Origin of the sequence: Cobetia sp. 10Alg 146, from assembly GCF_029846385.1 — a bacterium.
Classification (GTDB): domain Bacteria; phylum Pseudomonadota; class Gammaproteobacteria; order Pseudomonadales; family Halomonadaceae; genus Cobetia; species Cobetia marina.
In genome coordinates this window covers 1-23770 of the sequence record NZ_JARWKT010000005.1, presented here as the reverse complement: position 1 = coordinate 23770, position 23770 = coordinate 1, and the positions used below count along the sequence as shown (strand labels likewise).

At 64.5% G+C, this 23770-nt stretch carries 17 protein-coding genes; 10 read left to right on the top strand and 7 right to left on the bottom strand.

Features of this window, described 5'->3' with window-relative positions; genetic code table 11:
- Window positions 1-98 precede the first annotated feature (98 nt).
- The gene (locus QD172_RS10145) at window positions 99-839 is read right to left on the bottom strand and encodes an aspartate/glutamate racemase family protein (RefSeq protein WP_279855705.1); all 741 of its coding nucleotides are present in this window, start codon (window positions 837-839) and stop codon (window positions 99-101) included.
- A 393-nt stretch (window positions 840-1232) separates the two neighbouring features.
- Here QD172_RS10145 and QD172_RS10140 point away from each other — a divergent pair, with 393 nt between their 5' ends.
- From QD172_RS10140 to QD172_RS10130, 3 genes are all read left to right on the top strand, one after another.
- Window positions 1233-2708, top strand: coding sequence for an NCS1 family nucleobase:cation symporter-1 (locus QD172_RS10140; protein ID WP_136939542.1), 1476 nt, complete (start codon window positions 1233-1235; stop codon window positions 2706-2708).
- 210 nt (window positions 2709-2918) lie between these two features.
- Entirely contained in the window at window positions 2919-4067 is a 1149-nt protein-coding gene (locus tag QD172_RS10135) for a diguanylate cyclase (RefSeq protein ID WP_167592949.1), read from the top strand.
- A gap of 139 nt (window positions 4068-4206) precedes the next feature.
- Window positions 4207-5100: a UDP-2,3-diacylglucosamine diphosphatase gene (locus QD172_RS10130; RefSeq protein WP_176493856.1), complete on the top strand. Its 894-nt coding sequence runs from the start codon at window positions 4207-4209 to the stop codon at window positions 5098-5100.
- A gap of 3 nt (window positions 5101-5103) precedes the next feature.
- Here the strand turns inward: QD172_RS10130 and QD172_RS10125 are convergent, their stop codons facing one another.
- Window positions 5104-6033: an AEC family transporter gene (locus QD172_RS10125; protein WP_077379953.1), complete on the bottom strand. Its 930-nt coding sequence runs from the start codon at window positions 6031-6033 to the stop codon at window positions 5104-5106.
- A gap of 348 nt (window positions 6034-6381) precedes the next feature.
- Here QD172_RS10125 and metF point away from each other — a divergent pair, with 348 nt between their 5' ends.
- Window positions 6382-7233, top strand: a complete 852-nt coding sequence (gene metF / locus QD172_RS10120) for a methylenetetrahydrofolate reductase [NAD(P)H] (RefSeq protein ID WP_279855703.1) — start codon at window positions 6382-6384, stop codon at window positions 7231-7233.
- 159 nt (window positions 7234-7392) lie between these two features.
- Entirely contained in the window at window positions 7393-7962 is a 570-nt protein-coding gene (sodC, locus tag QD172_RS10115; protein WP_084207737.1) for a superoxide dismutase family protein, read from the top strand.
- A gap of 121 nt (window positions 7963-8083) precedes the next feature.
- Here the strand turns inward: sodC and QD172_RS10110 are convergent, their stop codons facing one another.
- Together QD172_RS10110 and prlC are read right to left on the bottom strand one after the other, a co-directional pair.
- A complete protein-coding gene (locus tag QD172_RS10110) occupies window positions 8084-8335 on the bottom strand; it encodes a YheV family putative zinc ribbon protein (RefSeq protein WP_077379959.1) in 252 nt (83 codons plus the stop codon).
- Between the two features lie 172 nt (window positions 8336-8507).
- Window positions 8508-10556 (bottom strand): oligopeptidase A, encoded by a 2049-nt coding sequence (gene prlC, locus QD172_RS10105; protein WP_084207739.1) that lies wholly within the window; start codon window positions 10554-10556, stop codon window positions 8508-8510.
- A gap of 282 nt (window positions 10557-10838) precedes the next feature.
- Here prlC and QD172_RS10100 point away from each other — a divergent pair, with 282 nt between their 5' ends.
- From QD172_RS10100 to QD172_RS10090, 3 genes are all read left to right on the top strand, one after another.
- A complete protein-coding gene (locus QD172_RS10100; RefSeq protein WP_176493858.1) occupies window positions 10839-12182 on the top strand; it encodes a sodium-dependent transporter in 1344 nt (447 codons plus the stop codon).
- A 167-nt stretch (window positions 12183-12349) separates the two neighbouring features.
- Window positions 12350-12892 carry a gamma carbonic anhydrase family protein gene (locus QD172_RS10095; RefSeq protein WP_077379965.1) on the top strand — a complete coding sequence of 181 codons (543 nt, stop codon included), beginning with the start codon at window positions 12350-12352 and terminating at the stop codon, window positions 12890-12892.
- Window positions 12893-13139: 247 nt separating this feature from the next.
- Complete coding sequence (locus tag QD172_RS10090) at window positions 13140-13847, top strand: metal-dependent hydrolase (protein WP_077379967.1); 708 nt, start codon at window positions 13140-13142, stop codon at window positions 13845-13847.
- Window positions 13848-13883: 36 nt separating this feature from the next.
- Here the strand turns inward: QD172_RS10090 and QD172_RS10085 are convergent, their stop codons facing one another.
- The 3 genes from QD172_RS10085 to QD172_RS10075 all read right to left on the bottom strand — a co-directional run bounded on the left by QD172_RS10085 (window position 13884) and on the right by QD172_RS10075 (window position 18531).
- Window positions 13884-15329: a sigma-54 dependent transcriptional regulator gene (locus QD172_RS10085; RefSeq protein WP_084207741.1), complete on the bottom strand. Its 1446-nt coding sequence runs from the start codon at window positions 15327-15329 to the stop codon at window positions 13884-13886.
- Window positions 15326-17686 carry an ATP-binding protein gene (locus QD172_RS10080; protein ID WP_279855702.1) on the bottom strand — a complete coding sequence of 787 codons (2361 nt, stop codon included), beginning with the start codon at window positions 17684-17686 and terminating at the stop codon, window positions 15326-15328. The genes QD172_RS10085 and QD172_RS10080 overlap by 4 nt, the downstream gene beginning before the upstream one ends.
- 77 nt (window positions 17687-17763) lie before the next feature.
- Window positions 17764-18531, bottom strand: a complete 768-nt coding sequence (locus tag QD172_RS10075; protein ID WP_077379971.1) for an FCD domain-containing protein — start codon at window positions 18529-18531, stop codon at window positions 17764-17766.
- Window positions 18532-18943: 412 nt separating this feature from the next.
- Between QD172_RS10075 and QD172_RS10070 the strand changes: the two genes are divergently transcribed.
- On the top strand, window positions 18944-20650 hold the full coding sequence (locus QD172_RS10070) for an L-lactate permease (RefSeq protein WP_279855701.1): 1707 nt from the start codon (window positions 18944-18946) through the stop codon (window positions 20648-20650).
- A 64-nt stretch (window positions 20651-20714) separates the two neighbouring features.
- A complete protein-coding gene (locus QD172_RS10065; RefSeq protein WP_279855700.1) occupies window positions 20715-23654 on the top strand; it encodes an FAD-binding and (Fe-S)-binding domain-containing protein in 2940 nt (979 codons plus the stop codon).
- Window positions 23655-23770: the final 116 nt, after the last annotated feature.

Genomic DNA, 23770 nt, shown 5'->3' with positions numbered 1-23770 from the left:
TCAGAGCCTGCCAAGAGAAACGCCCCCTCACTGACAGCAGTGAGGGGGCGTTTTCGTTGCTGTCGAGAGAGGCAAGCCAAGGGCATCGCAATGGCGGGTCAGAGGGCGGCCAGCCCCCGGGCAAAGACGCCGCTGAGCGGCTTGGCCTCGCCGCCCGGTGCCGCGCGGGTGACGGCGGGCTGGCGCATCAATGTCAGCAGCAGATCCCGTCCCGCCAGCAGCGGGTCGACCACCGGCAGACCGATATCCCGAGCGATGGCGTCGCGCAGCGGGCCCATCGCGGCGCAGCCCAGCACGATGCTGCCGGCACCGCTCGCCCTGGCCTGCTCACAGCTCTCAAGCAGCGCCTGCGGGGGAGTGCGTGCCTCGGACAGCGCCAGTACCGGGACGTCACAGGCCAGCAGCGCCTTGCACAGCGGACGCATCGCATAGCGCTCCAGCAGCTGCTCGGACATCGGCAGCGTGCTGGTCATGCTGGTGACGATGGCAAAGGAGGGTGCCGCCAGCGTGGCCATGTGCATGGCGGCCTGGGCGATGCCGATCACCGGCACGGGGCTCAGTTCGCGGGAGGCCTCAAGGCCGGGGTCACCGAAGCAGGCCAGCAGATAGCCATCGGCGGGGGGCGTGTCCAGCAGGCCTTCCCTGTCCCGGGCGATCAGACTCAGCAGCGCGACCACCGCCATGGCTTCCTCGACGGCTGTCTCGATGCTGGGGGCGCCATGCTCGGCGGTCAGTACCTCGAGTCGGACGTCGTCCGCGAGCTGTCGTTGCAGCGAGTGCGCCATCTGCTGGCTCATCGCCTGGCTGGTGTTGGGATTGATGACCTTGAGACGCAACATGGCGCGTGTCTCCTGTGATGAGGTTCGGCTCGCGGGGATGGGTGAGACGTTCGAGCAGGATGGTCAATACGTGAGCAGCATTCGTGCCAGACGGGCAATCACCGCTTCAGCAACGTTCGTTTCATCGTTGGTGCGCCCTGGTGGTGCATATGGCGAATTCAGGGGGAATCGATGGTGCTTGAGGGGGCAGCGATTTCGGCTTGAGAGGCACTACTGGCAGGAGGTGCAGGCAGAGCGGGGGTTGGGGGAAACGCTGGGAGATTGAAAAGCCGCAACATGTGTTTCATTGGCATGCTTGTTGATAGGGGGATAGGCATGGCGAGGCGTGATGCCTCGTGACCGGCCCACGGACGGAACGTCCACTCGGGCACCAAGCCCCCTCTGGAGACAACAATGACACCCCAGACTCCCCCTGACCTGAGCAACGCCAGCAAGCGGCTCATCAACGACGACCTCGCGCCCTGCGAGCAGAACTGGAACTGGTACAACATCTTCTCGTTCTGGATGTCCGACGTGCACAGTGTCGGTGGCTATGTCTTCGCCGCCAGTCTGTTCACCCTGGGCCTGGCCAGCTGGCAGATTCTGGTCTCGATGCTGGTGGGGATTCTGGTGGTGCAGGTGTTCGCCAATCTGGTCTCGCGGCCCAGCCAGCAGACGGGGGTACCGTTTCCGGTGGTCTGCCGCCAGTCCTTCGGCATCTATGGCGCCAATATCCCGGCGATCATCCGCGGGCTGATCGCGGTGGTGTGGTACGGCATCCAGACGTATCTGGCGGCACATGCCTTGATGCTGGTGCTGCTGCGTTACGTGCCGTCGCTGGAGGGGCTGACCGAGGTCCAGTACCTCGGCCTCTCGCAGCTTGGCTGGTACTGCTTCCTGTTCATGTGGGTGCTGCAGGCGCTGGTGTTCTGGTGGGGCATGAACGCGGTGCGCCGTTTCATCGATTTCGCCGGGCCGGCGGTCTATGTGGTGATGTTCGCGCTGGCGGGCTGGATCGTCTGGCAGGCCGGCTGGGACAACATCAGCTTCACGCTGGGCAGCAAGACACTCTCCGGCAGTGATGCCCTGTGGCAGATGGTGATCGCCGCGGCCCTGGTGGCGGGCTACTTCGCGGGTCCGACGCTCAACTTCGGTGACTTCTCGCGTTACTGCGCCACGCCTGGTGACGTGAAGCGTGGCAACTTCTGGGGCCTGCCGGTCAACTTCCTGCTGTTTGCCGTCATCACCGTGGTAGTGGTGTCCGGCACCCAGCCCATCTTCGGCGAGATGCTGCATGACCCGATGGAGACTGTCGCGCGCATCGACAACGGTGTCGCGGCGGCGCTGGGTATCCTGACCCTGGTGCTGGCGACCATCGGCATCAACATCGTGGCCAACTTCGTGTCACCGGCGTTCGATTTCTCGAATGTGGCGCCGTCGCGCATCAGCTGGCGCATGGGCGGCATGCTCGCCGCCGTCGGCTCCATCTTCATCACGCCGTGGAATCTGTTCAACAATCCGGAAATCATCCAGTACACCGTGGGCATTCTCGCCGCGGCCATCGGTCCGGTGTATGGCGTGATCCTGTTCGATCACTACTTGATCCACAAGGGCGGCATCAACACCCGGGCATTGTTTACCGACAGCGCGCAGGGAGAGTATTTCTTCGAGAAGGGCGTCAATGTCGCGGCGGTCAAGGCGTTGCTGGCCTCCTCGGCGGTGACGCTGGTCATCAGCTTCCTGCCGCTGGGTGACATCACCCACTTCACGCTGTTCATCGGCGGCCTGATGGCGGCAGGGCTGTATGGCATCTTCTCGGGATATTGGCTGGGAGATGCCGCCTCCGCGCGCATCTATGTGCCTGCTGGTTCACGCGGCAAGGTCGTCTGACCGCAGGCGAAAGGCGCGAGTCACGTCGAGACGCTCAGGGCCCGTACCTTCCCGGTATCGGGCCCTGAGTGCATCTCGCCGGCAGGACACGTGGCAGTAGCGTTGGCGGGACGCGAGCCGTCGGGATAGGGGGAGGCTGGCGGCAGGTGTAGCATGAGGCCATGCCCCAGCTTTCCGAGAGGACGTGCCGTGTCGTTCCATGATCACCTCATGCCATGCAGTGAGATGGAGGATGAGGAGTCTCGCCATTATCGGGCGCGACTCAATCATACCTTCGTGCTGTTCGCGATGGCGGGTCTGGCGTGCTTTCTGCTGTTCGATTACTTCCAGGTCCCTGACGCCTGGCCGACTCTGTGGCTCGGGCGCTTTCTGCTTCTCGGTGTCTGTGTGCTGTGTGTGACGCTACTGCGTCGCCAGCCACGTCGGCCCGACGATATCGCATTGCTCGGCGCCGTCTGCGCCAATCTGTATTTCTGCTTCGGCGCGACGATGATCCAGGATGCCATCACGCTATCGCTGTGGAACCTGAGCTTCTCGACCTCCATGCTGATCGCCATGCCGGCGTGGCTGGTGTGGGGCTGGCGGTACCAGCTGGTCAGCAGTCTGCCGTTGATACTGGGCTATCTGCCGCTCTTTCTATGGCTGAGCCCGCTCTCGCTCAAGGACCTTGCCGGCGCGGGAGGTGCCTACATGATCGCGACGATGATCATGGCGCCGGCGCTGGCGCACGCCCGCAGCTCCACTTTCCTGCGTACCGTCAAGCTGCGCCGGGCACTGGAGGTGCGCAACGCCGAGCTCAGCCACATGAATCAGCAGCTGCTCACGCAGCAGCATGAGCTGGAATACCGTGCCAACCATGACCTGCTGACCAGCCTGCCCAACCGCCGCTGTGGTCTCGAGTTTCTCGACAGGACGTTGGCCGCCAGCCTGCGAGAACGCCGGTGTCTATCCATCCTGTTCGTGGATGTCGATCGCTTGAAGTACGTCAACGACACCTTTGGCCATCCCCAGGGGGACCGGCTGATCCAGCTGGTCGCCGCAGGCGCGGCACAGGCCGCGGGAGAGGAAGGGATGGCCTGCCGTCTGGGCGGAGACGAGTTTCTGGTCGTGCTGCCCGGGGCCTGCGACATGGCCAGTCAGCAGGCGGCGAATCAGCTGATGCATCACCTGGAGGCGCAACGTCTCGAGGAGCAGATCGCCTTTCCGGTCGAGGTGAGCATCGGGCGGGTCACGCATGACTCGGTACTGCAGGGCGAGATCAGCGTGCAGGATCTCATCCACATCGCGGATGATCGCATGTACCGCCAGAAGCGCGCCGGCCGGCATGCGGTGGTAAAGGGGAGCAATCAGCAGGCGTGAGCGGCGGGTTGTCATCGCCCGGTCATGGTCCTGTTATGGAGGCGTCATCGCACGCGGTCACTCTGGTCCGGCAATCCGGGGCGTAGCCATGTCTGTCTGCGCTCGCCGATCCCGAGGTGATTGATCAGAGGTAACTGACATGCCCGTGCCGCACTTCGCTCCCCCGTCTTCTCCGGCGTCTTCTGCAGAGGCGGCGCCACGGCATGCGTCACTCGGCCAGGTGCGGACATTGTTCATCTCGGACGTGCATCTGGGCACGCCGGACTGTCAGGCGGCGCTGCTCGCGAAGCTGCTGCGGCGCGTGCGCCCTGAGCGTCTGTATCTGGTCGGCGATATCGTGGATCTGCTGGCGATGCGCAAGCGTGCGGTGCTCGACAAGGACCAGCAGGCGCTGGTGGCGCGGGTACTGCGCCTGGCACGCAGTGGCTGCGAGGTCATCTACATTCCCGGCAATCACGATGCCGCCTTCCGTCGTCTGTGCGGTCTGAAGCTCCACAACGTGAGCATCGAGCGGCGCGCGATCCACACCACCGGCAGCGGGCGCCGCCTGCTGGTCTCCCACGGCGATGAATTCGATACCCATGTGCGCATCGCGCCGTGGCTGCTCACGCTGGGGGATGGCATGCACGGCTTCATCCTGTCGCTCAATCGCTGGTGCAACCGCGCGCGTGGCATGTTCGGTCTGCCTTACTGGTCGCTGGCCAGCGCGCTCAAGCGCCGCAGTGGCGTCGCCCAGCGCTACGTGGCCCAGTTCGAGGAGGCGGCCATGCGCCAGGCCCGTCTCGAAGGCCTGGATGGCTATGTCGGTGGGCATATCCACCAGGCGGGCTTTCGGGTCGAGGATGGCGTGCTCTACTGCAACGACGGCGACTGGGTAGAGCACTGCACTGCGCTGGCGGAAGATGGCGACGGCGCACTGCATCTGATCGACTGGCAGGGGCAGATTCTCGAAAGCGCCCCGCGTCATGTGATGCCGCGTCAGGCCGTGCCACCCGCCACCGAGGCCGTCACCCCCGAGATGGCCGGGGCCTGAGCCTCACCCCAGCCCGCTGATCGTCAGCATCCATGACAGGTAGAGTGGGATGATCAGCGGGGCCGCCAGGGTAGTCAGCATCACCGCGATCGCGCCCTTGGCCGGCTGGATGTTCAGCTCGATGGCCAGCACGACCACATTGGCGGCCATCGGCACCACCCCCAGCAGCAGCAGGACCTGCGCCAGTACCGGGTCGAGTGCGAACAGGCTGCCCAGCAGCATCACGCTGCCCAGACTCAGCAGCGGCCACATCACGAAACGCAGGGCAGTCGCGGCCAGGATGAAGCGCGGGTCGACCTCGCGCAGGCTGATGCCCCCCAGCGTCATGCCGATGATCATCATGCCCAGCACCGTGTAGCTGTACTTGAAGTAGTCGAGCCCCTCCATGACCGCCCCCGGCACCTGAAGCCCCAGCGTGCCGACCAGCAGTGCGGCCATGAAGGCGTAGATCAGCGGCAGCCGCGCGATCTTCACCAGACTTTGCTGCATCGAGAACTGCCCGCGCGCACTGACGTAGAAGCCCAGCGTGAACTCATACAGGGTGATGCCAAGCAGGCAGAACAGGTACTGGGTCACGCCTTCCGGCGGCAGCAACAGCATCGCGACCGGCAGGCCGAAGTAGCCGGTGTTGCCGGTGCCGGAAGAGAAGGCGAGCAAGGCGGCCTCCTGCGGCGGGAAGAACTTCGCGGCCAGTGGACGCACCAGCAGACAGATGAGGCTCGACAGCGTGAACAGGCCCAATGTCAGACCCAGATCGCTCAAGGAGGGCTCGCCCAGCACCAGTCCGCGGAAGAAGGTCAGCGGCGCGATCACGTAGATCAGCAAGGTGGCGATGGGGCGTGGGTCGATGGCCAGCTTGCGGGCGCACAGTGCGCCGATGGCAACGAAGGTGATCAGCATCCAGAGCGGTTGCTGCAGATCCAGGTGATCCATCACGGTTCCTTGTGAAGCGGGGCGGGGGCGTGCGAGCCATCATGCCGTGAGTCATGTGCCGACGTCATCTCGAAAACGGCGCCTGCTCAGGCCGCAGGGAAGATGTCGCGCAGCAGGTGAGTCGGGTAAGGCGTTGTGGTTATAAGAAAGCAGATTCTTATATGAATGATATTGATGTTGAGGCGAAAACCTTTCATTGGCCGTGGATCGAGGCGCAGGTCATGATGCATGACATGCACCGTGCGCGTGCTTGTGTCATCAGCGCAGCGTCACACGGCAGCACGCACACCGCGACGTGTGCGGCACAAGAACATCAATGCCGGACACGACCGACCAGGAGGCCGCCCCATGAGCGTCAGCGAACACCCCTCAGGCATCAGTTTCGAGTTCTTTCCACCGAATACCGAGGTGGGACATGAAAAGCTGATGGGTGTCCGTGACCGCCTGGCCGCGCTGGAGCCGGCATTCTTCTCGGTCACCTATGGCGCGGGTGGCTCCACGCGTGAGCGCACCTTCAACACCGTGCAGTCGGTCAGCGCCAGCGGCATCTGTACCGCGCCGCACCTGTCGTGTGTCGGCAGTGACCGCGGCGAGCTGCGCGAGATCCTGGCGCAATATCGCGAGCAGGGCGTCAAGCGTCTGGTGGCGTTGCGCGGGGATCTGCCGTCCGGGATGGGCTCGCGCAGCGAGCTGCGTTACGCCAATGAGCTGGTCGAGTTCGTGCGCGAGGAGACCGGCGATCATTTCGAGATCGCGGTGGCGGCCTACCCGGAGTGTCACCCGCAGGCTGACAACTACCGTATGGATCTGGAGAACTTCGCACGCAAGATGAATGCCGGGGCCGACATCGCCATCACCCAGTACTTCTTCAATGCCGATGCCTACTTCCACTTCGTGGAGCGAGCACGTGATCTGGGCATCCAGCAGCCGATCATCCCGGGCATCATGCCGATCACCAATTACACCAAGCTGGCGCGTTTCTCCGACTCCTGCGGTGCCGAGATTCCGCGCTGGATTCGCAGGCAGCTCGAGAGCTACGCCGATGACAGCGAGAGCCTCCAGGCCTTCGGTACCGAGGTGATCTCGCGGATGAGTCAGCGTCTGCTGGATGGCGGCGCGCCGGGTCTGCATTTCTATACCCTCAACCAGGCCGGGCCGTGTCTCAAGGTGCTGGAAAACCTGGGGATCTCTTCTCGCTGAGGTGTGCTCGCCCGGCGTGCGCGGCAAGTCATTGGCAGAATTGCATTGAATGTGACGTCTCTCGCCCTGAGGTCTGAGGGGTAGCCGCTTGCGACAGCGGCCCGCAAGCCACTCAAGGCGTCGGCAGTGGAGCCGGCCTCAGTGAAGGAGAGATTGCTCATGAATCACGAGACACAGCACACGGCATCCTTTGCGTCATCTACCAGAAAGCCCTTCAAGAGCGCCGCTGCGGTGGCGCTGGGTGCCTGGTTGTTCGGGGGTGTCGCCCAGGCGGCCACCGAGGTGGAAATGCATCGTGTCAGCAGTGACGGGGTCGGCGAGACCGTCGGTAGCATCATGGCCGAGGACACTGCTGATGGTCTGCTGCTGACGCCGAAGATCGAAGGGCTCGAAAGCGGCATCCATGGCTTCCACCTGCATGCCAATGCCAGCTGCGAACCCGCCGAGAAGGACGGTGAGGCCGTGGCCGGTGCCGCGGCAGGTGGCCACTTCGACCCAGAGGAGACCGGCACCCACCAGGGCCCGTATGGCGATGGCCACCTGGGCGATCTTCCGGCGCTGAGCGTCGATGCCGATGGCAAGATCTCGCTGCCGGTGTTGGCTCCGCGCCTCAAGGAGAGCGATCTCGGCGGTCATGCGCTGATGATCCACTCCGGCGGTGACAACTACACCGATACGCCCAAGCTGGGCGGTGGCGGCTCGCGCGTTGCCTGCGGCGTGGTCAAATGAAAGCCGTGGGCCAGTCGAGCTGACAGTCCGTCGAGCTGATACGCAAAAGCCCCGCCATCTGGCGGGGCTTTTTCATGCAGCAAGCACGGATTCCACGGGGGGCTCGCGATATCACATGCGGTCAATGCCGCTTGCCGGGGTCCAGGATACGCACCGGCTGGACCTCATCACTCGCGGGCTCGTCGCGTGGCGCGTTCACGCGCGTGGACAGCTCCTCGAGGGTGGGCGGTTCCTCGATGGCCTGTTGCTCGAAGAAGTCACAGGACACGCAGTCACGGTAGCGTGTCTCGTTCTGCTCCCAGGTGCGCAGGCGGTCCATTGCTCCGCAGCGTGGGCAGACGGCACCCGCGATGAAGCGCTTGATGGTAGACATGGTGCCTCCAGTCAGGATCTGGTTGTGTCAGGCCGCTCGGCATCGGGCAATGCGAGCGTCAGGCGGACGATGCGCCATATGATACGCCCCCGACCGGCAAAGGTCAGGGGCGCAGGGACAGCGGTGTGTGATCAGGCTTGCGCCGTCATCAAGACCGGCGTCTGGGCGAGGCTCAGGCCGCCTGGGCACCGATACCGGAGTGACGCAGCAGGGCATCGACCTGCGGGTCACGGCCCCGGAAGGCGCGGAACAGCTCGGCGGCATCACGCGAGCCACCCTTGGCCAGTACCTCTTCCCGGAAGCGCTGACCGGTGGCGGTGTCGAAGACCGCGCTTTCCTCGAAGGCGCTGAAGGCATCCGCCGACAGCACTTCGGCCCACTTGTAGCTGTAATAACCCGCGGCGTAACCGCCGGCGAAGATGTGGCTGAAGCCATTCTGGAAGCGGTTGAACTCGACCGCCGGGACCACGGCGACCTTGCTGCGTACCTCGTCGAGCAGCGTCTGGACATCGCCGGCGGACGGCGTGTCGAGCTCGTGATGCAGGCGGAAGTCGAACAGCGAGAATTCCAGCTGGCGGACCATGGTCATCGCCGCCTGGAAGTTGCGTGCCGCCTGCAGGCGCTCGAGCATGTCGTCGGGCAGGCGCTCGCCGGTATCCACGTGACGCGCGATCAGATCCAGCCCTTCACGCTCGTAGCAGAAGTTCTCCATGAACTGGCTGGGCAGCTCGACGGCGTCCCACGCCACGCCATTGATGCCGGAGACTTCGGCGACTTCCTGACGGGTCAGCATGTGATGCAGACCGTGGCCGAACTCGTGGAACAGCGTGACCACTTCATCGTGGGTCAGCAGCGCCGGGCGGCCACCCACCGGGCGGGTGAAGTTGCAGGTCAGATAGGCGACCGGCAACTGCAGGCTGCCATCCTCGCGGCGACGACGCACGCGGCACTCATCCATCCAGGCGCCGCCACGCTTGCCTTCGCGGGCATAGAGATCGAGATAGAAGCCGGCGATCGGCGTGTCATTCTCGATCACCTCGTAGTAGCTGACGTCGTCGTGCCACACCGGCACTTCACGCTGCTGGAAGGTGATGCCGTAGAGGCGATTGACCACCTCGAACAGTCCATCGATGGCCTGCGGCGCCGGGAAGTAGGGGCGCAGCTGTTCCTGATTGATCGCGTAGCGTGATTCGCGCAGCTTCTCGCTGGCGTAGCCGACATCCCACGGTTGCAGGTCATCGATGCCGAGGCTTTCGGTGGCGTAGGCCGCCAGCTCGTTGAACTCTTCACGCGCCTGGGGCACTGCACGGGTCGCGAGGTCCTCGAGGAAGCTGATGACCTGTGCCGGCGAGTCGGCCATCTTGGTCGCCAGTGACAGTGAGGCGTAATCGTCGAAACCGATCAGCCTGGCCAGTTCCTGACGCAGGGCCAGAATCTCCTCGATCACCGGACCGTTGTCGAAATCACCGGCGTTGGGACCCTTTTCCGAGGCGCGGGTGACGAAGGCGGTGTAGACCTCCTCGCGCAGCTCGCGGTTGTCGGCGTAGCTGAGCACCGGGAAGAAGCTCGGGAAGTCCAGGGTGATGCGATAGCCTTCCAGCCCCTTGGCCTCGGCGTTGGCCTTGAGCGCCGCGAGGCCGCTTTCCGGCACGCCCGCCAGCGCCTCTTCCTCGACATCCTTGTGCCAGGCCTGGGTGGCATCCAGCACATGGTTGGAGAAGGTGTTGGAGAGTTCGGACAGGCGCGCCTGGATCTCGCCATAACGCTGCTTCTTGTCCTGGGGCAGATCGACACCGGCGAGACGGAAATCGCGCAGACTGTTGGTGATCGCCTTCTGCTGGGCTTCATCGAGGCTTGCGAATTCGTCGCTGTCCGCAAGGCGCTGATAGGCCGCAGCCAGATCGCTGTTCTGACCCACCCAGGTGGAGTAGGCCGACAGCTTGGCCAGACAGGCCTGATAGGCCTCGCGCAGCTTGGGGGAATTCATGGTCGAGTTGAGGTGCGAGACCGGTGACCAGGCCTGACTCAGGCGGTCGCCCAGCGCTTCCAGCGGCGCGGCGAAGTTGTCCCAGCGCGTGTCGTCGCGGGTGGCCTCGATCAGGCGCTCGATCTCCTGCTGGTTGTGCTCCAGCAGTTCGCTGATCGCGTCTTCGACATGCTCGGCCTTGAGGGTGTCGAAGGGGGGCAGAGTGTTGCGTTCCAGCAGGGGATTGATCGACATAGTGTACCTCGCGTCATTCGGATGGGCGGCAGCGGTGAACGGTAAAGGAAGACTGGCGCATCGGAGGCGCCACGAGAACGGTGTCACCGTCGCCGCGGGGATACCTAGAATGTGAGGCCTTGGCGCGTGTTATTCAATCTATCGACCCGATAGGAGGCGGCCCGGACCTCTCCGCGTGGGACGCCCGAGCCGAGCCCGCATTGGCCCTGAACGACGCGGCTGCTATCTTGCAGCCCCTGATGAGCCTTCATTGACTATCGATTCTTCACCACGAGAGCAGACATGAGCGAAACCACCGAACGCTGGGGCAGTCGCCGCGCCTTCATCCTGGCCGTCACCGGCGCTGCCGTCGGGTTGGGCAACATCTGGCGCTTCCCGTACATGACGGGCGAGAACGGCGGTTCGGCCTTTCTGCTGCTGTACATCGGCTTCGTGCTGCTGCTGGGCCTGCCGGTGATGATGGCCGAGATCATGATCGGTCGCGCCGGTCGGCGCGGGCCGATGCAGGCGCTCGCCCATCTGGCGACCAGCGCCGGCCGTACGCCGAACTGGCGCTGGCTGGGCTTCTTCGGTGCCATCACCATGTTCTTCATCCTGTCGTTCTATTCGGTGGTGTCGGGCTGGTCGATCGAGTATCTGGTCGATTCACTGAAGGGTGACTTCAGCGGCATGAGCCCGCCGGAGATCGGCGCCTCCTTCGGTGCCTTTCTGGAAGACCCGGTCACCATGACCTTCAACCACACCGTCTTCATGCTGATGACCATGAGCGTGGTGGCCGCCGGCATCTCCTCGGGGCTCGAGCGTCTCAACAACCTGATGATGCCGCTGCTCTATGTGCTGCTGCTGGCATTGGCCGGTTACAGCATCAGCACTCCGGGCTTCGGTCCCGCCATCAGCTGGCTGTTCATGCCCAATCCCGACGCCATCACGCTGGACGTGGTGCTCAATGCCATGGGGCATGCCTTCTTCACGCTGGCGGTCGGCGCCTGTGCGCTGATGGCCTATGGCGCCTACATGCCGGAGCGCCAGAGTCTGCCGACGGCCGCGATCGCCGTGGCGGCGCTGGACATCGGGGTGGCATTGCTGGCGGGGATCGCCATCTTCGCGGCGGTGTTCAGTCAGGGGCTGGACCCGGCTTCCGGGCCCGGCCTGATGTTCGTCAGCCTGCCCATCGCCTTTGCCAATCTGCCGGGCGGCAGCCTGCTGCTGGCGCTGTTCTTCCTGTTGCTGCTGCTGGCGACCTGGACCAGCTCGATCAACATCGCCGAGCCCATCGTCGAGGTGCTGCAGGGCTGGGGAATGACACGTCGGCGTGCCGCGCTGGCGGTGGGCATCGCGGTATGGGCGATGGGCCTGTTGTCGGTGCTGTCCTTCTCGAGCCTCAAGGAAGTGCACCTGCTGGGCGAGATGAACGCCTTCGATGTGGTGACGACGATTCCGCCGGACTTCTTCCTGCCGATCGGCGGCCTGCTGATCGCCATCTTCGCGGGCTGGATCATGCCGCAGAATCTGGCATTGGCGGGGCTGGGGACGTCGCGTCGTTTCTTCCGTCGCTGGCGTTGGGTGCTGCGCTGGATCTCGATTCCGCTGGTGCTGGTCGTGCTGGGGTGGAGCTTCTTCAAGTAGGCCGCCAAGGGTTACGTGAGCAGGGCGTTTAGTCCTCGGGAGGGGCGGTGCCGCAAGGCGGGGAAATGAGCGTCGTCGAGCAAACCGCAACGCGATTCAGGCTGCCGCGCTATTGGCATCATGACGATGGGAGCAGTAGGCTGGTGGCCTAATTCAGGAGGCAAGGCATGAGCATTCGATCCTTCAAGGGCCTGACGCCGCGGCTGGGCGAACGGGTTTTCATCGACCCCAGCAGTGTCGTACTGGGCGATGTCGCCCTCGGTGATGACAGCTCGGTATGGCCACTGGCCGTGATCCGCGGCGACATGCACCGTATCCGTATCGGCGCGCGTACCAGCGTGCAGGACGGGGCAGTGCTGCACATCACTCACGCCAGCGACTTCAATCCGGGCGGCCATCCGCTGGAAATCGGTGACGACGTCACCATCGGCCACAAGGCCGTGCTGCACGGCTGCACCATCCATGACCGCGTGCTGGTCGGCATGGGAGCCATCGTGATGGACGGTGTGGTGGTGGAGGATGAGGTCATCATCGCGGCGGGCGCACTGGTGCCGCCTGGCAAGCGTCTCGAAGGCGGGCATGTGTATGCGGGCAATCCCGCGCGTGCGCTGCGTCCCATCAAGGACAGCGAGCGTGAGTTCTTCACCTATTCGGCGGTGAACTACGTCAAGCTGAAGGATCAGCATCTGGCTGAGGATTACGCCGGCTGAACCTCCTTCAAGGAGTTCCCCGAGCGCAGCAAAGAGCACTCCCCCGTCAGCCCTGGCTGGCGGGGGAGTGCGCGTTTCGGGGGCTGCATTTCCCGAGCGTTGACGGTGGAGGCAGCATCTGCACTCACAAACCCGGACAAGCCATTGTTTTTCATGAAATGCTTGCGTCATAATCTGGACATATATCCAGTGCCAGCGTGTGGTGACTGGTCCAGTGACATCGTCGAGGGCTCGCGACCCGTATCTCATGGCCAATTTTCGTACCCATATCACCGTGGCAGCCTTTGCCGGCGGTATCGTGGCGGCGGCCGGCTGGCAAGGCGGCCTGTGGTCGCTGGCGGAGGGTGTGCCGCTGGCGAGCCTGACGACCTTCGGTGGCATCCTGCCGGACATCGACTCCGACAACTCGCGCGCCATCCGTATCCTGTTCACGCTGTTTGCGGTGCTGGCGACCATGGCCTGCGTGCTGCTGCTGCAGGACCGCCTGCTGGCGGGGCCGCTGATGATGGCGGGCGGCGCGACCTATCTGGGCGTGCGCTATGTGGCCAGCGCCATCTTCAAGCGTTTCACCGTCCATCGCGGCATCTGGCATTCCCTGCTGGCCTCATTGCTGTGCTCGCTGGGCGTGACGGCCGCCAGTCTGCATCTGCTCGGTCAGAGTGAGGAGCAGGCCTGGTGGCAGGGCGCCGCCCTGTTGTTCGGCGCCATGATCCATCTGTTGCTGGATGAGATGTACAGCGTCGACATGGTCGGAGCGCGTCTCAAGAAGAGTTTCGGCACTGCCTTCAAGCTGTTCGATTACCGCGAGCCGGGCAACTCGCTGGCGATGGTGGCGGTGATTGCCGCGATGACTCCCTGGCTACCGCCGCTGGCGGTGCTGGTGGACATCATGCACCTGCAGGGACCGCTGTCCGTCTTCGGCGCCAGCCTGTCTCGCCTGATGGCCGGTGTCTGACACGATGGCTACCTCTCCCGCAGCCCGCCATGCGCTTCAGCGCCGGTAGGGTTCGGCACTCAGGCCATGCTTCTTGAGCTTGTCGTAAAGTGTCTTGCGCGGCAGTCCCAGTCGTTCGCAGGCCATCACGACCTGTCCGCGGCACGCGGCCAGCGCGTCACGGATGAGCGCGGCCTCGAAGGCCTCCATGCGTGTCGGCAGTGCCTGCCCTTCGGTTGCCTGGCTGACGCTCTCTTCCAGTGACATCTCCGCCTGCAGGCTGCGTTGTTCGGCGGACCCTCCCGGCGGCTGCCCCTCCGCCATGCTGTCGCCGATATTGCCCTCCAGTCCCCCCAGCAGCACATGACGCTCCGCACAGTTTCTCAGCTCACGCACATTGCCTGGCCAGTCATGGTCGAGCAGCGCCTGCAGCGTACGCGAATCCAGCGGCGGAACCTCCAGACTGGTGCGCTCGCTGGCCAGAATGGCGAAGTGTCGGAACAGCTGCAGGATATCCTCGCGATGCTCACGCAGTGGCGGCAGATAGAGCGTGACGACATTCAGGCGGTAGTAGAGGTCTTCACGGAAGTCGCCGGCGCTGGCCGCTTCACGCAGGTCACGCTTGGTGGCCGCGATGACGCGGATGTCGATGGGGCGCGGTGTATTGCTGCCCAGTCGCTCGATACTGCGCTCCTGAAGGACACGCAACAGCTTGATCTGCAACGACATCGGCATGGACTCGATCTCATCGAGAAACAGGGTGCCGCCGTCGGCGTGTTCCAGCTTGCCGATCCGGCGCTCGCTGGCGCCGGTAAAGGCCCCCTTTTCGTGGCCGAACAGCTCCGACTCGATCAACGTTTCCGGCATGCCGCCACAATTGAGTGCCACGAAGGGCTTGCTGGCACGGAGACTGCGCTCGTGCAGACAGCGGGCCACGCGATCCTTGCCGGCTCCGGTCTCGCCGTACAGCAGGGTATCGGCATCCACCGCCGCCAGCCGTGAGACCTGGGCATCCAGGCGCTGAATCACCTCGCTGCTGCCGACCAGGCGCGGCCCGGCGCTGTTGCGCTGGGTATCCAGCTGCTCGCGCAGTGAGCGGTTCTCCAGCGCCAGACGTCTGGCGGCCACCGCACGCCGCACCCCGTCCAGCAGCCGCTCACGATCGAAGGGTTTCTCGATGAAGTCCCAGGCGCCGCCCTGCATGGCGGAGACGGCGGTATCGACATCGCCATGCCCTGTCATCACGATCACCGGCAGCTCGTCATCCAGCTCACGGGCAGCGCGCAGCAGGCTCAGACCATCCATGCCCGGCATGCGGATGTCGGTGATCACCACGCCTTCGAAGGGGGCTTCGGTGTTCAGGATCTCAAGCGCTTCCTCGGCACTGGCCAGCGGCCGGGTGAGGTAATCGGCCAGCATCAGGCTCTGGCTCAGGCTGTCGCGTAGATGTGGTTCGTCATCCACGACCAGCACCTGCATGTCAGCATTCGTGACATCACTCATGACGGCTCCTGTGAATTGGCGGCGGCGGATGGGGAAAGGGGCTGTGATGGCGTGCCCGACGCCGGCAGCGTCAGCCGGAACAGTGCGCCCCCCAGCGGTGAGGGATGCGCCTCGAGGGTGCCGCCGAGATCCGCCACGATACGCGCGCTGATCGACAGCCCCAGTCCCAGTCCCTTGCCATCGGCGCGCTGGGTATAGAAGGGTTCGAAGACCCGCGTCAGCTGGGCTGGCGCAAGCCCCGGGCCGTTGTCATGCACTTCCAGCACCACTTGCGTGCCTTCACTGCCGGCTCGTTCATGCAGGTTCAGCTGGAGGCAGGCTGGCGCTGACGGCCTGTCGGCCAGCGCATCCAGTGCATTACTGAGCAGATTGACCAGTACCTGCTCGAGGCGTACCGGTTCGGCGCGCACCCTGGGCAGGGCGGTGCTCTGCTCACGCGTGATGTCGACTGCCTGGGCATCACGGCGTGGCTGCAGCAGGCGCAGGGCATAGTCGAGACTGGTGGCGAGGTCGACCGCTTCCAGGCGGTCACCACTCTTGCGCGAGAACTGGCGCAGCTGGGCGCTGATCTCGCCCATGCGCTGGGTCAGCTCGGTGATCTGGCGCAGGTTGCTCTCGACCTGAGGTGTCTGGGCACGGGCGAGGAAGGCGCTGGCATTCTCGGCATAGGCGCGGATGGCGGCCAGTGGCTGGTTGAGCTCGTGGTTGATGCCGGCGGCCAGCTCGCCAAGCACTGCCAGCTTGGCGGTCTGGATCAGTTCATCGCGGGTCGCGCGCAGCTCACGCTCGGCGCGGGTACGCTCCTCGACTTCCGCGCTCAGGCGCGCATTGCTGGCAGCGAGGTCACGGGTGCGCTCGACCACGCGTTGCTCGAAGGCATCGCGTGCCTGGGCGAGAGCCTCGGCCTGGGCGCGCCGCTCGCTGACATCGAAGACCGTCACCAGCCAGCGCGGGCCATTGGGGCTCGGTAGCGGAGCGCAGGACAGCTCCAGCGGCACGGCCACTCCGCTGCGCAGGCCATGCACTTCCAGCGGCCCGATCGGGCGGGGGCGGGTCAGGTGGTCCAGCAGCGCACGCTCGGCCGGCAGGAACAGTTCGCGCAGGTCACGCCCTTCGCGTGCGCTGGGCTGCCAGGGGCTGTCGTCCCGTGAGGCATCGGCGCTCAAGGGCGAACCGAACAGCGCCACGGCGGTAGGATTGAGGTACACCAGGTGAGCACGTTCATCGAGGATGCACAGCCCCGCCTGAGTGCGGTCGATGATGCCCCGCACCCGTTGCTGACTGGCGGCGAGCGACTGTCGTTCACGTTCGGCGAACAGACGCCGCTCGCGCAGGATGCGCAGCCGTTGCCAGCCCAGCCCCGCCAGCAGGCACAGCAGTACGTAGCCACCGGCGGCCAGTCCGGCGGCTTGCCAGATGCTGCCGCGCAGCGGGGCCAGTGGCTTGAGCACATGCAGGCGCCAGCCGATGTCCGGCAGCGGGCGTGACAGGCTCAACCAGGCGTGCTGCCAGAGATCGCCCGGCGTCAGTTGCAGCAGCTCGACCGTGGTGACGGCGTCGAGACGCAAGGGCGGCTCGGGCGTCGACAGATCGGACAAGGCTTCACGGTGATAGAGCCGCAGGGGGCGCAGGCGTTGATTGGCATAGCGCTGGGTGTCGAGCAGCCGGTTGCGGGTCTCGTCACTGAGGGGGTCCAGCGTGCGCAGTACCCGGTCGGGCTGACTGGCGATGAAGATCACGCCGTGCGGGTCGGTGACCATGATGTCGGCATTCTGATCCAGCCATGCCGCTTCCAGCGCGGCGATCTGCACCTTGGCCACCACCACGCCGCGCCGCCCGCGGGGACTCACCACGCTGGCGCTGAAGAAGTAGCCACGCTCGCCGGAACTGGTCCCCAGCCCGTAGAAGCGTGCTTCGCCGCCATCGATGGCGTCCTTCCAGTAGGGGCGGAAGCGATAGTTCTGGCCGATGAAGGTGGATGCCGAGCGCCAGTTGCTGGCGGCGATGGTGGTGCCGACGTCGTTGACCAGGTAGAGGTCGGACACCTTCGCGAGCGCGCGCATGCGATCCAGCCGTTGATTGAGTGCCATCTCGGCGCTGGGGTCATCGGGGGCATCAAGGAAAGCGCGCAGCTGATCGTTCTCGGCGACCAGCCGTGGCAGGTAGGCATGCTGGCTCAGTTGACCACGCAGGCTGGCGGCGGTCAGGCGCAACTCGTTGTCTGCTTCATGGGTCAGGCGCTCGAGTGACTGGCTGCGCGCGACGGCCACCGCCTGCCAGACGCACAGCATCAGACCGATCGGTAGCACGATCGCCAGCAGCAGACGCCAGTGGTGAGGCAGACGCGTGTCCTTCATCGGCAGGCCTTCCTGGGCAAGGGCTCAAGGGGAAGGGGGGGAACGGCCACCCTCACTGATCCATCAGCGTTGCACCCTCAGCGCTCCGGCATGGCCTGGGCACGGCGCAGGGCACGCTGTGCACGGGTTTCGGCGCGCTCCAGCTCCAGCAGTGAATCCTCGACGAACACCAGGTGCTCGTGGGCCGCGTTGCGGGCGTCCTCGGCGCGTCCTTCCATGATCGCCTCGAACAGGGTGCGGTGCTGCTGGATCAGGCGCGGACGCGATTCGGGCTTCTCGAACAGGTGGCGCAGGTTGGCCACGATGCTCTTCTCCAGCAACTGGAACAGGCTGCGCATCGAGTGCAGCAGCACCACGTTGTGTGCGGCCTCGGCGATGGCGAGGTGGAAGGCGGCATCCGCGCCGGCTTCCAGTTCCGGATCACGTCCCTCGAAACTCTTCTCCAGCGTCTCGAAGCATTGACGCAGCATCTCCTTGTCGGCCGGGGTGGAGCGCATGGCAGCGTAATAGGCGCTGATGCCTTCCAGGGCGTCGCGAAACTCCAGCAGGTCGAGATTGAACTCGGAGTGCCGACCCAGCAGCGCACTGAGCGGGTCGGACCAGGCGCGCGCCAACTCTTCGGACACGTAGGTGCCGCCACCCTGACGTGAGGTCAAAAGCCCGCGCGCCGCCAGCTTCTGGATGGCTTCCCGTACGGACGGTCGCGAGACCTCGAACTGCTCGGCGAGGGTGCGCTCCGGAGGAAGCCGCTCACCGGGCTTCAGACTGCCCTCGAGAATCATGCTCTCGAGGCGTTCGGTGAGCACATCGGCGATACGGGGTTGGCGGACGGGGGCGTAACGCATGGAAGTGTCCTTGCGGCAGGAGTGAAAGGTGGCGCCGAGTGCTGCAAGCCGATGTGCGGCATGCAGAAGAGGCGCGACCGAGGATCAGTGTGGCGTGTGGCGACTTCGCGCTACAGCCGACATTGGTCTTACCAATATGTATGACAACCACGCCTCGCGTGGCTGATTGGGATTGCCAACAATTGGTAATACCAATTTTAAAGGGCGATGGTGCTTTGACCAATGTCTAGATATCAGGCAGCTCATGATGTTTGACCGCCATGAGGGCGACGCCTAGATTATGCCGAGGTGCAGCAAGGTAAATTGGTATGACCAATTCATGTGAAGACCTGACCAGAGGGTGCGCCAACCCCGAGTGCTTCACTGCTGTGCCCGACAACAATCACAACAATTCGCCTGCGGAGTTTCCGTCATGTCCGAGCCCCTCCTGGCCTTGCTGGCCTTTGCCCCCATTCTGCTGGCGGGCATCCTGCTCGTCGGCCTGCAATGGCCCGCGCGCCGCGCCATGCCATTGGTCTTCCTCGTCACCGCTGCCATCGGCTATTTCGTGTGGCAGATGTCGCTGACGCGCATTCTGGCCTCCACGCTGCAGGGACTGATGGTCACCGTCTCGGTGCTGTGGATCATCTTCGGCGCCATCTTCCTGCTCAACACCCTCAAGCATTCCGGGGCGATCGCGGTGATCCGCGGTGCCTTCACCACCATCAGCCCGGATCGTCGCGTACAGGCGATCATCATCGCCTGGCTGTTCGGCAGCTTCATCGAGGGCGCTTCCGGCTTCGGGACGCCTGCGGCCATCGCGGCGCCGCTGCTGGTCGCCATCGGCTTCCCGGCGCTGGGGGCGGTGATGGTGGGCATGATGATCCAGTCGACGCCGGTATCGTTCGGTGCGGTGGGCACGCCGATCGTGATCGGCGTGAACGCAGGCCTCGACAAGGCCAGCCTCAGCGAGCAGCTGCTGGCGAATCATTCCAGCTGGGAGGCCTTCCTGCAGCTGATCACCTCGGAAGTCGCCATCGTGCATGGCATCGTCGGCCTGCTGATGCCGCTGTTCATGACCGTGATGATGACGCGCTTCTTCGGCGCGAAGAAACGCTGGAGTGAAGGGCTGTCGATCGCACCGTTCGCGCTGTTCGCCGGGCTGTGCTTCACGCTGCCCTACGTGGCGGCGGGAGTCTTCCTCGGCCCGGAATTCCCGTCACTGATCGGTGCCCTGGTCGGCCTGATCATCGTGGTGCCGGCGGCGCGTGTCGGTTTTCTGCTGCCGAAGGACAGCTGGGATTTTCCGCCCGAGGCTGAATGGCCCAGGCATTGGCTGGGCGACCTGACGCTGGAGCGTGATGAGGTCGAGATGGCCGCCGCCGGCAGACGCCCGCTACCACTGTGGCTGGCATGGCTGCCCTATGGCCTGATCGCGCTGATGCTGGTCGCCTCGCGCGTGTCGGGCGACGTCAAGGCGTGGCTGGTCAGCGTGCAGTTCAGTGCCACGGACCTGCTGGGGGCCAGCGGTGTGTCGGGGTCGATACAACCGCTCTACCTGCCGGGCGGCATCATGGTCTTCGTGGCACTGATCACCCTGATGCTGCATCGCATGCAGACGCGTCAGCTGGTGGCGGCGGCCAGTGAATCCTGGCGCACGCTGGTCGGGGCCGGATTCGTGCTGGTGTTCACCATTCCCATGGTGCGCATCCTGATCAACTCCGGCGTCAATCTGAACGACCTGGCCTCGATGCCGGTGGTGATGGCGAACGTGGTGGCCGACAGTCTCGGTCAGGCGTATCCGCTGTTCGCGTCCGGCATTGGCGCGCTGGGGGCCTTCATCGCCGGCTCCAACACGGTCTCGAACATGATGCTGTCGCAGTTCCAGTTCAATGTCGCTGCCCAGCTCGGGCTCTCGGGAGCGCTGATGGTGGCGCTGCAGGCGGTCGGGGCGGCGGCCGGCAACATGATCGCCATCCACAATGTGGTGGCGGCCTCGGCGACCGTCGGCCTGCTGGGGCGTGAGGGGCGCACCCTGCGCATGACGGCGATTCCGACGGCTTACTATCTATTGGCTTCTGGCGTGCTTGGCTTGCTGGCGTTCCACTTGCTTGGCCTGAGTGACCCATTGCTCAAGTGACAGAGCCTTTTCGTGATGCTGCCCTGACTGACATCCACACCGTTTTTTCAAAAAGAGATTGGCCATGACTGCTCCTGACGCCATTGCACGAGATGCCTTGAGCGAGACCCCATCGGCGACTGAGCGTGCAGCTGCCTATCTGGCATTGCGCGAGGCGCTGGCATTGCACCTTCCCGCTGAGCGCTTGATTCATGACGCGTTGCGGACGCTGGCCTACGGCACGGATGCCAGCTTCTATCGCCTGGTGCCGCAGCTGGTGGTGCGCGTGCATGACGAGCAGGAGCTGGGGCATGTGCTGCGCGAGTGCCGAGCGCGCAAGCTGCCGGTAACCTTCCGGGCGGCCGGGACGTCGCTGTCCGGTCAGGCGCTGACGGATTCGGTGCTCATCCAGCTGGGCGGTGAGTGGCGTGGGGCGCAGGTGCTGGAACAGGGCAGTCGTATCCGCCTGCAGCCGGGGGTGATCGGCGCGCGTGCCAATCAATTGCTGGCCCCCTTCGGGCGCAAGATCGGCCCGGACCCGGCCTCCATCAACAGCTGCATGATCGGTGGCATCGCGGCCAACAACGCCTCCGGCATGTGCTGCGGCACGGCACACAACAGTTATCGCACCGTGGAGGACATTCGCGTCATTCTCGCCGATGGCACCTGCCTGGATACGGCGGTGCCGAAGAGCGTACAGGCCTTCCGTGCAAGCCACGCTGGCCTGCTGGCAGCGTTGGAAAGGATGGCCTGCGATGTGCGGGCGGACCCTGAACTGGCGGAGCGCATCCGCCACAAGTACCGCCTCAAGAACACGACCGGCTACAGCCTCAATGCGCTGGTCGACTATGCCGATGGTCTCGAGATCCTCAAGCATCTGATGATCGGCTCGGAAGGCACGCTGGGCTTCATCGCCTCGATCACCTATCGCACGGTGATCGAGGAGTCACACAAGGCGGCGGCGCTGGTCTACTACCCGAACATCGATGCGGCCTGTCGCGCCACCATGCTGCTCAAGACGGCGCCGGTGGCGGCGGTGGAGCTGATGGATCGCGCGGCGCTGCGCTCCGTCGAGGACGCGCCGGGCATGCCGGAGGTGCTGCGCACCCTGCCGGAAGCGGCGGTCGCGCTGCTGGTGGATGTGCGCGGCGCGCATCAGCAGGAGCTGGAGGCACGCATGGCGGAGGTCGCCCGCGTGCTGGAAGGCATCGAGACCTGTGAAGCGTGGGCCTTCACCCAGGATGCGCAGCGCTATGCGTTGTACTGGAAGATCCGCAAGGGGCTGTTTCCGGCGGTCGGTGCGGTGCGTGACCTGGGGACCACCGTGATCATCGAGGATGTCGCCTTCCCCATCGAGCGGCTGGCGGAAGGGGTCGGGGCGCTGACGGAGGTCTTCCAGCGTCATGGCTACTCCCAGGCGATCCTGTTCGGCCACGCGCTGGAAGGCAACCTGCATTTCGTCTTCCCGCAGGGCTTCGAGCGTGAAGGCGAGGTGGAGCGCTATCAGGCATTGATGGATGACGTCGCACGGCTGGTGGGGCAGGAGTACGGTGGTTCGCTCAAGGCCGAGCATGGCACCGGTCGCAACATGGCACCTTATGTAGAGCTTGAGTGGGGCAAGGAGGCCTACGCCCTGATGTGGCGTATCAAGGAGGCTTTCGACCCGGACAATCTGCTCAATCCGGAAGTCATCCTGACGCGCAATTCCCGTCTGCATCTGGAGAACCTCAAGCCTCTCCCGGCAGCAGACCCGCTGGTGGATCGCTGCATCGAGTGCGGATTCTGCGAGTCGGTCTGTCCGTCGAAGAATCTCAGCCTCACTCCACGTCAGCGCATCGTCATCCGGCGTGAGATCGCACGACTCGCCGCCCTCGATATACCGACGGAAGAGCAGCGCGCTCAGCTGGCGGCGCTCAAGAAGAATTACGCCTATCAAGGCATGGAGACCTGCGCGGGAGATGGTCTGTGTGCGACCCAGTGTCCGGTCGGCATCAATACCGGGGATCTGATCCGCGGTCTGCGCCACGAGGAGAACGCCGGTGCCGATCATCCGGGCAAGATGAAGGTGGCGCACTGGGCCGGCGAGCACTTCACCCATGTCACCAGTGGCATGCGCGGTGTCTTGCGCTTGGCAGATGGGCTGCATGGTGTGGTCGGTACGCGCAACATGCGACGGCTGACTCAGGCCGCCCGCAAGGTCTCCGGCGACAGGGTGCAGCAATGGACCCCCAGCATGCCGGCCGCCGCTCCGCGTCCCTATCTCAAACTTCTGGCGCAGCCATTGGGGCGCAACGAGACGCCCAATGGGCATGTCGTCTATTTTCCGTCCTGTGCTACGCGTGTCTTCGGGGTCGCCACTGACGACATCGATCCGCGCAGCGCCACCGAGATGGCGCTGGCCCTGATGGACAAGGCGGGATTCGAAGTCGTTCTGCCCAAGGGAGTGGATGCTCTGTGCTGCGGCATGGCCTTCCAGTCCAAGGGCCAGTTCGAGGCTGGGGATACCAAGGCCGCCGAGTTGGCAGCCGCGCTGGTGGAAGCGAGCGATGGCGGGCGTCTGCCGATCTTCTGTGATACCAGCCCGTGTCTCGCCCAGGCACAGGCCTACGCACGTGAACATCTCGAGGTATCGCTGACGCTGGTCGAGCCGGTGCAGCTGGTGCTCGACTATCTATTGCCACACCTCTCGATCACACCGCTCAAGGCAAGAGTCGCGGTGCATGTCACCTGCTCCAGTGTTCGCATGGGCTTGGCGGAGCGTTTCGTGGCACTGGCGCGCCAGTGTGCGACCGAGATCGTCGTGCCGGAAGAGATCACCTGCTGTGGTTTCGCGGGAGACAAGGGCTTCGCGACACCGGAGCTCAATGCTTCGGCGCTGAAAGGGCTGAAGGACGTGGTCGCCGACTGTGACTATGGTGTCTCCAACTCGCGCACCTGTGAGATAGGGCTGAGTGAGCACTCAGGGCTCAGTTATCAGTCGATTCTTGGCCTGGTGGAGCGTGCCTCGGCATCAAGGCAAGGATAGAGGGCAAGGATAGGGAGAAGAGGGAGTGTGACGCTCCGTGACAGCGTGATGACAATCTCTTGAAAAAGCCCTTGTGCTCACGCCGGTTCGTGCGTAAAGTACGCATCCGCTGCCGG